The sequence below is a fragment of the Mesorhizobium sp. WSM4808 genome (assembly GCF_055811675.1).
The window spans coordinates 242,477-255,900 of record NZ_JBVVQX010000007.1; the positions used below are offsets into that span (position 1 = coordinate 242,477).

14 protein-coding genes are annotated in these 13,424 nt (G+C 64.0%); 8 read left to right on the top strand and 6 right to left on the bottom strand.

What is annotated here, in order from left to right:
* The first annotated feature begins 131 nt into the window (after positions 1-131).
* From AC0L2U_RS15315 to AC0L2U_RS15325, 3 genes are all read left to right on the top strand, one after another.
* Positions 132-749: a LysE family translocator gene (locus tag AC0L2U_RS15315; RefSeq protein ID WP_128362858.1), complete on the top strand. Its 618-nt coding sequence runs from the start codon at positions 132-134 to the stop codon at positions 747-749.
* A gap of 194 nt (positions 750-943) precedes the next feature.
* Positions 944-1,924, top strand: a complete 981-nt coding sequence (gene cysK / locus AC0L2U_RS15320; RefSeq protein ID WP_127267553.1) for a cysteine synthase A — start codon at positions 944-946, stop codon at positions 1,922-1,924.
* A gap of 130 nt (positions 1,925-2,054) precedes the next feature.
* Entirely contained in the window at positions 2,055-2,681 is a 627-nt protein-coding gene (locus tag AC0L2U_RS15325) for a glutathione S-transferase family protein (RefSeq protein WP_292703716.1), read from the top strand.
* Between the two features lie 3 nt (positions 2,682-2,684).
* Here AC0L2U_RS15325 and AC0L2U_RS15330 read toward each other — a convergent pair whose 3' ends face one another.
* Positions 2,685-3,929, bottom strand: a complete 1,245-nt coding sequence (locus AC0L2U_RS15330) for an RNA polymerase sigma factor (RefSeq protein WP_127382779.1) — start codon at positions 3,927-3,929, stop codon at positions 2,685-2,687.
* A 7-nt stretch (positions 3,930-3,936) separates the two neighbouring features.
* Complete coding sequence (locus AC0L2U_RS15335; protein WP_127267556.1) at positions 3,937-4,305, bottom strand: YciI family protein; 369 nt, start codon at positions 4,303-4,305, stop codon at positions 3,937-3,939.
* Between the two features lie 259 nt (positions 4,306-4,564).
* Here AC0L2U_RS15335 and AC0L2U_RS15340 point away from each other — a divergent pair, with 259 nt between their 5' ends.
* The 3 genes from AC0L2U_RS15340 (at position 4,565) to AC0L2U_RS15350 (ending at position 8,096) form a co-directional block, all read left to right on the top strand.
* Positions 4,565-5,524: a TAXI family TRAP transporter solute-binding subunit gene (locus AC0L2U_RS15340; RefSeq protein WP_127395885.1), complete on the top strand. Its 960-nt coding sequence runs from the start codon at positions 4,565-4,567 to the stop codon at positions 5,522-5,524.
* Positions 5,525-5,610: 86 nt separating this feature from the next.
* Positions 5,611-7,716, top strand: coding sequence for a TRAP transporter permease (locus tag AC0L2U_RS15345; protein ID WP_127395884.1), 2,106 nt, complete (start codon positions 5,611-5,613; stop codon positions 7,714-7,716).
* Entirely contained in the window at positions 7,713-8,096 is a 384-nt protein-coding gene (locus AC0L2U_RS15350) for a DUF1850 domain-containing protein (RefSeq protein ID WP_127395883.1), read from the top strand. The genes AC0L2U_RS15345 and AC0L2U_RS15350 overlap by 4 nt, the downstream gene beginning before the upstream one ends.
* A 43-nt stretch (positions 8,097-8,139) precedes the next feature.
* On the opposite strand, the gene AC0L2U_RS15355 is transcribed toward AC0L2U_RS15350, so the two are convergent.
* From AC0L2U_RS15355 to AC0L2U_RS15365, 3 genes are all read right to left on the bottom strand, one after another.
* Positions 8,140-8,526: a thiol-disulfide oxidoreductase DCC family protein gene (locus AC0L2U_RS15355; protein WP_281062270.1), complete on the bottom strand. Its 387-nt coding sequence runs from the start codon at positions 8,524-8,526 to the stop codon at positions 8,140-8,142.
* Positions 8,527-8,651: 125 nt separating this feature from the next.
* Positions 8,652-8,777, bottom strand: a complete 126-nt coding sequence (locus tag AC0L2U_RS15360) for a hypothetical protein (protein WP_281061741.1) — start codon at positions 8,775-8,777, stop codon at positions 8,652-8,654.
* Between the two features lie 2 nt (positions 8,778-8,779).
* Positions 8,780-8,920, bottom strand: a complete 141-nt coding sequence (locus tag AC0L2U_RS15365) for a hypothetical protein (protein WP_013528645.1) — start codon at positions 8,918-8,920, stop codon at positions 8,780-8,782.
* 377 nt (positions 8,921-9,297) lie between these two features.
* Here AC0L2U_RS15365 and ku point away from each other — a divergent pair, with 377 nt between their 5' ends.
* Both ku and ligD read left to right on the top strand, forming a co-directional pair.
* Positions 9,298-10,167 carry a non-homologous end joining protein Ku gene (gene ku, locus AC0L2U_RS15370; RefSeq protein ID WP_128290160.1) on the top strand — a complete coding sequence of 290 codons (870 nt, stop codon included), beginning with the start codon at positions 9,298-9,300 and terminating at the stop codon, positions 10,165-10,167.
* 12 nt (positions 10,168-10,179) lie between these two features.
* Positions 10,180-12,696, top strand: a complete 2,517-nt coding sequence (gene ligD, locus AC0L2U_RS15375) for a DNA ligase D (protein ID WP_473602138.1) — start codon at positions 10,180-10,182, stop codon at positions 12,694-12,696.
* Positions 12,697-12,708: 12 nt separating this feature from the next.
* Here ligD and AC0L2U_RS15380 read toward each other — a convergent pair whose 3' ends face one another.
* Positions 12,709-13,383: an ArsR/SmtB family transcription factor gene (locus tag AC0L2U_RS15380; protein ID WP_127331372.1), complete on the bottom strand. Its 675-nt coding sequence runs from the start codon at positions 13,381-13,383 to the stop codon at positions 12,709-12,711.
* Positions 13,384-13,424 lie beyond the last annotated feature (41 nt).

Genomic DNA, 13,424 nt, shown 5'->3' on the forward strand with positions numbered 1-13,424 from the left:
CCGCGAAGCGGCCGGATGAGGGGGCTTCGTGAGGCGAGGCCCCCGATATCTGGTGCAATAGAATCCGACCCCAGGGAATTCAATCTTAGCCGGTCCCATGCGACAAGGCATTCTGATCTGAGACGAATGCCATGACCCTTACCGGATTCCTCGCCTACAGCGCCGCCCTCGGCATCGCAGCCGCGATCCCTGGTCCCGGCATCACCGCGCTGGTCGCGCGTGCGCTCGGCTCCGGCTTCCGCTCGTCGCTGGCGATGTCGTTTGGCCTGATGGTTGGCGACATCACCTATCTGACCGCCGTGGTGCTCGGCCTCGCCTTCGTCGCACAGAGTTTCGGCATGGTTTTCCTGGCCATCAAATGGCTCGGCGTCGCCTATCTCGCCTTCCTCGGCTGGCGCTTCTGGAACAGCGGCATCACGTCCGAGACCGTCGAAGCCCGAACGGGCAGGGCGGGATTGCTGTCGAGCTTTGCCGCCGGCCTGACTGTCACGCTCGGCAATCCGAAGACGATGATCTTCTATCTCGCCATCACGCCGACCATCGTCGACCTGAAAACCATCACGCTGGCAGACTATGGTATCCTCGTCGCGCTGACCGTTGTCGTGCTGTTGGTGGTGCTGGTGCCGTATCTTGCGCTGGCTGCCAAGGCGCGCTGGTTCCTGAAATCTCCGCGCGCGCTCAAGGCGCTGAACCGCACGGCTGCCGGCTTCATGGTCGGTGCCGCTGCAGCGATTGCCGCCCGCCAATAGCGAGCTTTCGGCCAAAGCATTTCGCAAACAGGCCTTTGCGGGAAATGCTTTTCCGAGACGGCACTGTTTTAGACACAGGTCCCACTCGGATATTTCCAATCGACAGTCTATCTTGCACGGTCGAAGGTCCTATCTTGCCTGCAATTCCACTTGCCTGAAATCCTTACTCGCCTGAAGTTCTGGGAGCGAAACAAATGAAGAAGCCCGCCACATCAGCCCGTGTGCCCGGCCGCGGCCGCGTCTACGATTCCATCACCGACACGATCGGCGATACGCCCCTGGTGCGGCTCGACAAGTTCGCCCGGGAAAAGGGCATCGTCGCCAATCTCATCGCCAAGCTCGAATTCTTCAATCCGATCGCCTCGGTCAAGGACCGCATCGGCGTGGCGATGATCGAGGCGCTGGAGGCGTCGGGCAAGATCTCTCCCGGCAAGACCACGCTGATCGAACCGACGTCGGGCAACACCGGCATCGCGCTTGCCTTCGCCGCTGCCGCCAAGGGCTATAAGCTGATCCTGACGATGCCCGAAACGATGTCGATCGAGCGCCGGAAAATGCTGGCGCTGCTGGGCGCCGAACTGGTGCTGACAGAAGGCCCGAAAGGTATGAAGGGCGCCATCGCCAAGGCCGACGAACTGGCAGCGACGATCCCCAACGCGATCATCCCGCAGCAGTTCGAGAACCCGGCCAATCCAGAAATCCACCGCACGACGACGGCCGAGGAAATCTGGAACGATACGCATGGCGAGGTCGATATCTTCGTCGCCGGTATCGGCACCGGAGGCACCATCACCGGCGTCGGCCAGGTGCTGAAGAAGCGCAAGCCCTCCGTGCATGTCGTCGCCGTCGAGCCGGACTCCTCGCCTGTTCTGTCGGGCGGCCAGCCCGGCCCGCACAAGATCCAGGGCATCGGCGCCGGCTTTGCGCCCAAAATCCTCGACACGACGATCTATGACGAGATCGTCAAAGTGTCGAACGAGGATTCCGTGGCCAATGCCCGCCTCGTCGCCCGCCTCGAAGGCGTGCCGGTCGGCATCTCTTCGGGCGCCGCCCTGCAGGCGGCCATCGTCGTCGGCTCGCGGCCGGAGAACAAGGGCAAGAACCTTGTGGTGGTCATCCCGTCCTTCGCCGAGCGTTATCTGTCGACCATCCTGTTCGAGGGGCTGGGATCGTAATCCGACGCTTCTTCGTGACCAAGCTGGCCCGCTGAAAAAACGCCCGTGGCCGCCATCGGCGGCTTGAGGGCGACACCGCTTCCGGTTCATATCTCCCCCGGCCTGCTTTGCGCAGGTCGGGGGAGAATTTATGTACAAGCTTTATACCCGTCCCGGCAGCGGCGGCTTCGTGGTCGAGGCAGCGCTGACGCTGGCCAATGTACCATTTGAGCAGATCGACGTGCCGAAGACCGACCGGCCCGATCCCGCCTTCCTCGACATCAGTCCGTTGAACCAGGTGCCGGTGCTGACCTTGCCCGACGGAAGCTCGATGACCGAATCCGCAGCGATCTGCATCGTGCTTGCCGAGCGCCACCCCAACGCCAATTTGGCGCCGGGAGCAGAAGCGCCTGCCCGCGCGGATTTCCTGCGCTGGATGGCCTTTATGTCGTCTGTGCTCTATTCGGCGGTGCTGCGTTTCTACTACGCATACCGCTACACTGCCGATCCCGAAGGCACCAAGGCGGTCAAGCAGGCGGCCGTGGCCGAGATGGACCGCGGCTTTGCCGTTCTCGATGCCGCGCTCGAAGGCCGTGACTGGCTGGTCGGTGACCGGATGTCGCTGGCCGACATCTATCTGGTCATGCTGGTGGCCTGGTATCCCGACATCGACAGCGCGCGGACGGCATGGCCGAACATCGAACGCCTGTGGGCGCGGCTGCGCGACCATCCGCTGATGAAGACGCTCAACACCTCGCACGAGATGTGGCCGGGCTGAAGCTCAATTTCTGAGCACCGCTCTTTTTCCTTGCAGGAACCGGCGCACCGCCGGGTCGCGCTCGAGGCCGATCGCCCGGTCATAGGCTTCGCAGGCTTGCGGTACCTGACCAAGCCTGGCCAGGAGACCGGCGCGTGCGGCCCAATAGGGCTGGTACTCGTCAAGCCGCTTGTCGTCGCCCAGCACGTAAAGAGCCGCCAATCCGGCCACTGCGCCCTCGGCCTCGGCGATCGCCACCGCGCGGTTTATCGCCACCACCGGCGATCCTGCGATCGAAAGCAGCGCGTCGTAGAGTTCCTGGATCGCCACCCAGTCGGTGCGGCCGGTGAGCCTTCGTGCCGCATGCGCGGACTGCACGGCCGCCTCAAGCTGGTAGCGGCCGATGACGCCCTTGGCCGCTGCGTGGGAAAGCAGCGCTTCCGCCTCGTCGATGAGGGCACGGTCCCATAGAAGGCAATCCTGCTCCGCCAACGGCACGAAGTCGCCTTCGGCGCTGCGCCGTGCGGCGCGGCGGGACTCGGCAAACAGCATCAGCGACAACAGGCCCAGTGCCTCCGGTTCCTCCGGCATCAGCGAGGCCACCAACCGGCCGAGCCAGATGCCTTCGGTCGCCAGGTTGCGGCGCCGCGTTTCGGTGCCGGCCGGATCGGACCAGCCTTCGGCGAAGGCGGCATAGATCGCCTCCAGCACCGCGTCCAGCCTTTCGCCGAGTTCGGCCCGCTCCGGCACGCGGAACGGAATGCCGGTTTCACGGATGCGGCTCTTGGCCCGCACCAGGCGCTGGCCCATGGTTGCGGGGGAGACCAGGAAGGCGGAGGCGATCGTCGCGGCGTCGAACCCCAGCACCGTCTGCAGAATGAGCGGCGAACGTACGCTCGATTCGATCGCCGGATGGGCGCAAGCGAACATCAGCCGCAGCCGATCGTCGGGCAGGTCTTCCTCGGTCATGCGTGCCTCCGCCTCCTGCGCAATCAGCTTGAGATGCTCGCGACCGGCCTCGCTGGTGAGCCGCCGCCGCACCGCATCGACACGGCGCCGCCGCGCCACCGCCAGCAGCCAGGCTTCCGGCTTTTCCGGCACGCCGGTTCGCGGCCAGCGCTCGAGGGCGGCGGCAAAGGCATCGGCCAGCGCGTCCTCGGCGGCGGCCACGTCGCGCGTGCGCGCAGCGAGCCAGGCGACCAGCTTGCCGTAGCTCTGCCGGGCGGCAGCCTCGGCGGCCGCCCGGGCGGTCTCGGAGCGACTGTCCATCACATCGTCATTTCTCAGACAGGTACTCGGTCAGTTCCCAGATCGGCCGCAGCTCGACAGTGCCGGCGCTGGCCGCCGGGCAGCGCGCCGCCCAGGCGATCGCGGCGTCGGCATCCGCGGCCTCGATCATGTAGAAGCCTGCAAGCTGCTCCTTGGTGTCAGCATAGGGGCCGTCGAGGACGTTGGTCTTGCCACCAGCCACCCGAACCGAGGTGGTCGCCTGACTCGGGCGCAGCCGGTCACCGGCCAGCCACGCGCCGGATTTCTTCAGGGCCTCAGTATAGGCGCCATAGGCGGCACTCATCTGGTAGGTCGCCTCGGCCGGGGCATTCGCCATCGCGGCTTCGTCGGCGTAAATCAAAATCATGTATCGCATGGTCTTCTCCCGTTGTTTCGAAGGCCGCGTCGTTGCGAGCCGGACGTATGTCGCGCAGCAGCGCACGATTTCGACAGGCTGCGGAAAAACTTTCCGCTCCGACGGATTTTTGTGCAAGCCGCCATCTGCTTCCCGATCTCTCAACCGTTCGTCTAACGAGCACAATTGCGGGTTGGCATTTCCGGCCCACTGTCTAAACTCGCCCCGGTTCGCACCTGGGAGGCGGTGCGGTCGTCGATATTTCAGGGAGGGAAATCGGATGTTTCATTTCAGAACGAAACTTGTTGCAGCCGGCGCTGTGGCGCTGTCACTTGGCCTTGGCGCTGTGTCGGCAGGAGCCCAGGAATTCATCAACGTGCTGACCGGCGGCACATCCGGCGTCTATTATCCGCTCGGCGTGGCGTTGTCGGAAATCTACGGCAAGGGCATCGAAGGCGCGCGCACCCAGGTGCAGGCGACCAAGGCTTCGGTTGAAAACCTCAATCTGCTGCAGCAGGGCAAGGGCGAGATCGCTTTTGCGCTCGGCGATTCCGTCAAGATGGCCGCCGAAGGCAATGCCGAGGCCGGTTTCCCAGGCAAGCTCGACAAATTGCGCGGCATCGCCGCCATCTATCCCAATTACATCCAGATCGTCGCCAGCCAGGAGTCCGGCATCAAGACGCTGGCCGACCTCAAGGGCAAGAGCCTGTCGGTCGGCGCACCGGCGTCGGGCACCGAACTCAATGCGCGCGCGATCTTCGCCGCCGCGGGGCTGAAATACGAGGATCTCGGCCGAGTCGAATACCTGCCCTTCGCCGAATCGGTCGAGCTGATCAAGAACCGGCAGCTCGACGCCACGCTGCAATCGGCCGGGCTCGGCGTCGCCTCGATCCGCGACCTCGCCACCTCGGTGCCGATCAATGTCGTGGCGGTGCCGGCCGAGGATGTTGCGAAGATCGGCTCGCCCTATCTTTCGGTGGTCATTCCCAAGGGTACCTATGAGGGCCAGAGCGAGGATGTCGCCACCGCCGCCGTCGGCAATTTCCTCATCACCCGCGCCGATGTCTCCGACGAAACCGCCTATCAGATGACCAAGCTGATGTTCGACCATCTCGACCAACTGGCCGCGGCCCATGCCGCCGCCAAGGCGATCGACCCGGCCAAGGCGCTCGCCGGCATGCCGGTGCCGCTGCACCCCGGCGCTGAGCGTTATTACAAGGAGAAGGGGTTGTTGAAATAGCGGAGCATGGCTCGGCTATCTGAGATGCCCGGCAGGGCAGAGGGGGGCGCCTGGCGCTACAATTCGCTTGCTTTGGAGTGCGTCGGATGAGCGAAATAACCGACGGCAAATCCGCCACCTTCCATCTGCCTGCCGTCGAAGAACAAGTCGAAGGACTGCCACCCGGCTTCGGCGACGGCATCGCCGGCAAGGCCGCCTTTCTCATCGCCGTCGCCTTTTCCGTGTTCCAGATCTATGTCGCCGCCTATGGCAGCATTCCGAGCCAGGTGGTGCGGGCCATGCATGTCGGCTTCCTGCTGCTGCTCGGCTTCGGCCTGATCGCCAACCTGCGCGCCAAGAGCATGCCGGCCAAAGCAGCGTTCTGGGCGCTCGGCGCGCTCGGCTTCGGCACCGGCCTGTACAATTGGGTGTTCTACACCGACCTCATCCGCCGCTCCGGCTTCCTGACCACGCCGGATCTCATCGTCGGCGCGGTGCTGGTGGTGCTGGTCTTCGAGGCGGCGCGGCGGCTGATGGGGCTGCCGCTGGCGATCATCGCCTTCATCTTTCTCGCCTACTGCTTTTTCGGCAACCATCTGCCGCCGCCGCTCGTCCATCGCGGCTATGATTTCGCCCAGCTGGTCGACACCTTCGCCTACGGCACCGAAGGCATCTACGGCACGCCGATCTATGTCTCGGCCGCCTACATCTTCATCTTCGTTGTCTTTGCCGCCTTTCTCGAACGCGCCGGCATGATCGCGCTGTTCAACGATTTCGCGCTCGGCCTTGTCGGCACGTGGCGCGGCGGCCCGGCGCAGGTCTGCGTGCTGTCGTCGGCGCTGATGGGCACGATTTCCGGCTCGGGCGTCGCCAATGTGGTGGCCAGCGGCCAGTTCACCATCCCGCTGATGAAGCGCTTCGGCTTCCGCTCGGCCTTTGCCGGTGCCGTCGAGGCGACCTCCTCCATGGGCGGCCAGATCATGCCGCCGGTGATGGGCGCGGTCGCCTTCATCATGGCCGAGACGCTGAACGTGCCTTATGCCGATGTGGTCAAGGCGGCGATCATCCCAGCGCTGCTCTATTTCGGCGCGTGCTTCTGGCAGGTGCATCTGGAAGCCGGCAAGGCCGGGCTGCACGGCATGGCCAAAGCGGAGCTGCCCAATCCATGGGACGCGGTGCGGCAACACTGGCCGCTGGTGCTGCCACTGGCAGCCCTGATCTACCTGCTGTTTGCCGGCTATACACCGATCTTCGCCGGCACGATGGGCCTGGCGCTGACCATCGTGCTCATCCTCGGCACGCCGCTGGCAGCAGCGATCGGACCGCTCGCCTTCCGCATCGTCTTCTGGATAGCGCTCGGGCTTGCCGCCGCTTCGTTCATGAAGTTCGGCGTCAACCTCCTCGGCCTGGTGATCGCCGCACTGGTCGTCGCCTGCTTCACGTTCAGGGGCGGCCGCGAGACGTTGCAAATCTGTGTCGACTCTCTCGCAGAAGGGGCGAAGAACGCGCTGCCGGTCGGCATTGCCTGCGCCATCGTCGGCATCGTCATCGGCACGCTGACGCTGACCGGCATCGCCTCGACCTTCATCGGCTGGATCATCTCCATCGGCGAGAACAATCTGTTCCTGTCGCTGTTGCTGACCATGCTCACCTGCCTGGTGCTCGGCATGGGCATCCCGACCATTCCCAACTACATCATCACCTCGTCGCTGGCCGGGCCGGCGCTGTTGGAACTCGGCGTGCCGCTGCTGGTCAGCCACATGTTCGTCTTCTATTTCGGCATCATGGCCGATCTGACGCCGCCAGTGGCGCTGGCCGCCTTTGCCGCGGCACCCATGGCTAGGGAAAGTGGCCTGAAGATCGGCATCCAGGCGACTAAACTCGCCATTGCCGGCTTCGTCGTGCCGTTCATGGCGGTCTACACGCCGGCTCTGATGCTGCAGGACGCCGGGCCGATCGCCGCCCAGTTCGGCTATCCCGTCGAGGTCGCCTACATCGTCGCCAAGGCATGCATGGGCATCGTGCTGTGGGGTGCCGCCGCCGTCGGCTTTCTCGCCCGCCGCATGGCGGGGTGGGAACGCCTGCTTGCCTTCGCCGCCGGCGTGCTTCTGGTCGCCGCGGTACCGCTGACCGACGAGGCCGGCTGGGCGCTGGCGCTGGCCTGGATCGGCTGGCACTGCTTTCGTGCGCGGCAGGCTTCAGTCAAAACATGAGCCTTTGCATCCTGGCCGCCGGCAAGATGGTGACGTTCTCCGTCGCCGCCTTTACGCTGTCCTGGACGCATTCGGTGGAACGGACGCGTTGGGAGGAAGACTGGAAGGTCACGCCTATCGGCCTGCAGCTGGTCGAGGCGCGGGTCAAGGGCTCGGGCGCCGGCATGGAGCCATCGGAAGGCGCGGTGCTGAAGAATAGCTGGTGGGCCTATACGCCCACGGTCGGCCCACAGCGGCGCGTCATACTCGCCGCCTCCGGCGCAACCGGCGACGGCTGGACGCTGTGCTCGGTTCAAGGCTGCAGGGAACTGGGCAAAAGGGCCGGCGACGCGATCGTGCTGAAGCCGTGCGAATCCACCGGTTCGAGCCAACCGCGATAGCGCCCGATCAATGCGCTGAGCGGCGGCTCCAGCAGCCACATCCTCAGTCAAGGAACCGCTCGCGCAGCTCCGGAGAAGGAACCTCGCAGCTGTCCTTCCTGCCGAACAGCGCGTAGCGATTCCTGGCAACGCGATCATAGAGCCAGTCGCGCAGCGGGCGCGGCAGCAGCAGCAGCGTTTTTGCCGCCCGCCAGGGCCAGCCGAGTTCCGCCATGACAGCGACGAAGCTGTCGAGCCGCGTGAAGGCGACGCCGTCGATCAGGACGAGGTTGGTTTCGTAAGAGTCCGTGCGCAGTCCATGCTTCCGAAACAGCGTTTCACCGAAGGGCGACTGCGCGGTGGCGAAGCGGAAACGGCCTTGGCGATCGAGCCTGACCACCATGCGCACGAAGCCTGAGCAGAGCACGCAGACGCCATCGAAAACGATCAATCGTGGCGTGCGTCGAGAGTTGTTCCGGAGGGACGATTTGACTGGGGTCGACTGGGTTGGGAATGGTCGGTCACGCTGGCCTCGGCTGCTCGTGTCCTATGACACTAAGCCGGCCAGCGTCGGTATCAAAGCCGTGGCGATGTCGCACGGCGCCTGTCGGCGAGAGCGGGACGCTCGGCGCGATAGGTGGTGGCGCGGGTAGAGGCGGCCGGCCGGCAGATCCGGCTGTCGTGGCGATTTTCGAAAGCCATGATCAGTGCGCGCCCAGCGAGTTGCCGCGACGGGCGCAAGCAGGGCCGGGGCCGCGCATGTAATAGCGCTCGGGCCGATAGGTCGGCGCGACGAATTCGCGGATGGCGGCGGCATAGCCGATGAGGTGCGCGAGGAAGTTCATTACCCTTGTCCCTGTCCCGATTTTCGGATGTCCCTTCCGAATTGCGGTCATCATAGCGTCGAGGCGTGAATAGTCGGTGAACGTGATGTTAATATCTGGTCGAAAATGCCTTGCTTCGTGGCTGGATTGCGGCTGATTCGGGGTCTTTCCGTGCAGTTGGCCGGCATTCCGGCCAATGTGACTTTTGCATCACATATGTTTCGTTTGAATGTCGCGCGCGCGCGGTTCTGTTTCAACTTTTGCCGCGCCCGCAAGATTCAGGTGCTGACGGCCATAAGGCCTCGGGCGCGCCCTGGCGTCCAGATCGGTCCGTGAGCGCGGAACTGGAGCGCGGTCTGTCCGTTCTCACCTTCATCTGGTTGTGGAAGGGAGATATCATGGCGCCGCGTCCGGCCTGGAGAGGCTATTTAAAGCTTTCGCTGGTCACCTGTGCCGTCGAACTCACCAATGTCGTCACCCACACGGAGCGGGTCTCGTTTCGGATTCTCAACCGCAAGACCGGCAACACGGTGAAGCGCCTCTATGTCGATGCCGAAACCGGCAAGCCTCTGGAGGAGGATGACGAGATCAAGGGCTATGAACTCGACGATGGCGATTTCATCCATATCGAGGAAGACGAGATCGAGGCGGTGCAGATCGAATCCTCGCACACCATGGCCCTCGACGGTTTCGTCGACAAAGCTTCGATCCAGCAGATCTATCTCGATACGCCCTATTATGTCGCCCCGGCCGACAAGGTGTCGGAAGAAGCGTTCGCCGTCATTCGCGACGCGATGGCGGGCAAGAAGATGGCCGGGTTGGCGCGTATCGTGCTCTACCGACGCGAACGGCCGGTGGTTATCGAGCCGCTCGGCAAAGGCATGGTGCTGACGACGCTGCGCTACGACAACACGGTGCGCCAGCCGGACACCGTCTTCGGCGACATCGAGTCGGTGAAGACCGATCACGAGATGACCGACCTCGCCGAGTTGATCATCGACAAGAAGAAGACGAAGTTCGACCCCTCGAAATTCGACGACAAATACGAGGACGCGCTGCTGGAGCTGATCCGCGCCAAGAAGGCTGGCCACAAGGCGCCGAAGGCCAAGGCGGCGCCCAAGCCTTCCAATGTCGTCAATCTGTTCGACGCGCTGAAGAAGAGCCTGTCAGATTCCGGATCATCGAAAAGGTCTTCGTCGGCGAAAGCCAAGCCGGCGGCCAAACGCGCCAAGCCGAAAGCCAGCGCGCCCAAACGCAAATCGGCCTGAGGAACCCAACGGATGGCCAGCCTCGAACAATATCACTCCAAGCGCGATTTCAAGAAGACCGCCGAACCGGCCGGCAAGGTCGCCCGGACCAAGAAGAGCGAGGTCGGCGGCATCTTCGTCATCCACAAGCATGCCGCGACGCGGCTGCATTACGACCTGCGGCTCGAGCATGACGGCGTGCTGTGGAGCTGGGCGGTGACGCGCGGCCCGAGCCTTGATCCGCATGAGAAGCGACTGGCCGTGCATGTCGAGGATCACCCGATCGACTATGCGCCGTTCGAGGGCACCATTCCCAAGGGCGAATATGGCGGCGGTTCGGTCATCGTTTGGGACGAGGGCACCTGGACCCCCGAGATCGACCCGGCCAAGGCGATGAAGAAGGGCCATATCAGCTTCGAGCTCAGGGGACACAAGCTGCATGGGGCATGGCATCTGGTGCGACTGAAGCCGCGTGCGGGTGAAAAGCGCGATAACTGGCTGCTGATCAAGTCGGACGATGCCGCAGCGCGTCCCGGCGAGGACATCCTCAAGGAGGCGCCGGAATCGGTGAAGTCGGGCCTGACCATCGAGGAGGTCGGCGAGGGCAAGACCGCGAAGGGTGAGAAGCCGAAGGTCTGGCATTCCAACAAGCCGGCCGCCGGCAAGACGAAGGCCGCGGGCAAGAAACTCGACTTCATCGAGCCGCAGCTGGCCACGCTGGAGCGCGATGCGCCGCCGGGCAAGGACTGGCTGCATGAGGTGAAGTTCGACGGCTACCGCATGCAGGCACAGATCGCCGGCACCGACGTGCGGCTGCTGACCCGGACCGGCCTCGACTGGACGAAGAAGTTCGGCGGCGAGATCGTCGCGGAGTTGGCCGCGCTGAAGTGCAGCGACGCCATCATCGATGGCGAGGTGGTCGTGCTGGCCGACAGCGGCGTCTCGTCTTTCGCGCTGTTGCAGCAGGATCTGTCGGCGAAGCGGACGAATCGCTTCATCTATTACGTATTCGATCTGATGCGCCTCGATGGAAGGGATTTGCGGCGCGAGCCGCTGGTCGAGCGCAAGCAGGCCTTGCAGGATTTGCTCGGCAAGCAGTCCGACAATCCGGCGGTCCGCTTCAGCGACCACTTTTCCGAACCCGGCAAGATCATGCTGGAGCATGCCTGCCGGATGGGCCTGGAAGGCGTCGTCTCCAAGCGTGCCGATGCACCCTATCGCAGCGGCCGCGGCCCGACCTGGGTGAAGTCGAAATGCACGGCGCGGCAGGAATTCGTCATCGGCGGCTATCTGCCGTCGGACAAGACCGGGCGCGGCCTGCGCTCGATCCTGGTCGGCTTCCACGAGGGCGGCAAGCTGCATTATGCCGGGCGCGTCGGCACTGGTTTCTCCGGCAAGGGCGCCAATGAGCTGAAGGCAAAACTCGATGCATTGACGGCAAAAACATCGCCCTTCTCCACCGCGGTGCCGAAGGGCAAAGGCCTGGTCTGGGTCAAGCCCGAACTTGTCGGCGAAGTGGAGTTTCGCAGCTGGACCTCGGACCGTATAATACGCCACGCCTCGTTCCAGGGATTGCGCGAGGACAAGCCGGCGGAGGAAGTCGTGCAGGAAAAGCCCAAAGCGTCGACAGGCAAGCCATCGACAGGCAAGAGCACGGCCAAGCCGGCATCGGGTGGCAAAGCCGCCGGATCGATGACGACCACGGTAAAACTCTCGCATCCCGACAAGCTGCTGTGGCCGGACGAAAACATATCCAAGCAGGGCCTGCTCGACCATTACGCGCAGGTTTGGCCGCGCATGGAACAGTTTGTCGTCAACCGGCCGCTCAGCCTGGTGCGGGCGCCGGACGGTGTCGGTGGCCAGCGTTTCTTCCAGAAACATGCCTCGGCCGGTATGAGCGACAAGATCGCGCGCATGAAGGATCCGACTGACGGCGAGGAGATCTTGTACATCCGGGATTTCGATGGTGTCGCCGCATTGGTCCAGTATGGCGTGGTCGAGATCCACATCTGGGGGTGCACGATCGACGAGATCGAAAAGCCCGACCAGATCATCTTCGATCTCGATCCCGATGAAGGTGTCGACGTGAAAGCGGTCCGCGAGGCGGCACTCGATATCAGGGGCAAGCTCGACGAGCTGTCGCTGCCGAATTTCGTCAAGACTTCGGGCGGCAAGGGTTTTCACGTCATGGTGCCGCTGAGACCAGCGGCGGATTGGGATGAGGTCAAAACCTTCGCCCATGATTTTGCCCGTGCGCTGGAGCAGGGTGCCCCCGACCGCTACACGGCGACGCTGTCGAAGAAGGCACGCACGGGAAAGATCTTCGTCGACTATCTGCGCAATGGCAGGGGCTCGACGACGGTCGCGCCCTATTCGTCACGCGCCAAGAAGGGCGCCACCGTGTCGATGCCGGTGACCTGGCCAGAGATCGATGCCGGCTTGGCGCCGAACGCTTTCCCGATCGGCGGCAAGACTACGCTGAAACAGCTGGCGAAAGCCGATCCGTGGTCGGATTTCTTTAAGCAGGGCAAGGCTCTGAGGCGGGGTTAACGCTTCGCCCGTTCAAGACAGAAACACCCTCTCAAACGCCTGTCTACCCGGCGGCGAGAAGATCACCGCGCGGCTGTCCTTCTCGCGGCGCGCCCATTTCTCGGCCAGGATCTTCTCGAGGATGGCGGCGCCCAGCGTGCCGGCGAGGTGCGAACGGCGCACGCTCCAGTCGAGGCAGGCGCGGCACACCGGCCGGCGCGGCTTGGTATAAACGTCGATGCCGATCGCCGCGAAATGCGAAGCCGCCGATGGCCCGAGCCTGATCTCCTGTTCGTCGCGGACCAATACGTTTTTGGCGACGAGCCGATCGAGCATCGCCACCGCCTGCTCGCCGGCGAGGTGATCGTAGCAGACGCGCGCCACGCGCATGGCGCCATCGCGCGGACCCGGGCGCACACGCTTTGGACCGACGGCTTCCGCGACGCCTGTGATGGCTTCGATCATGCCCGCCACCTGCGGTCCGGCGAGGCCGTAATAGCGATGCCGGCCCTGGCTCGCCACCGTGAGCAGCCCACCTTCCATCAGTTTGCCCAGATGCGAGCTGGCGGTCGGCAGCGAGACGCCGGCCTCGAGCGCCAGTTCGCTCGCCGTCAGCGCCGTGCCGCCCATCAGGGCATTCAGCATGTTTGCCCGTGCCGGGTCGCCGACCAGGCTGGCGATGCGGGCGATGTCGGGTCCTTCACGCATAGTTCGTTCCTCATCGAAGCGTTCTTGTCAGATAATCACTA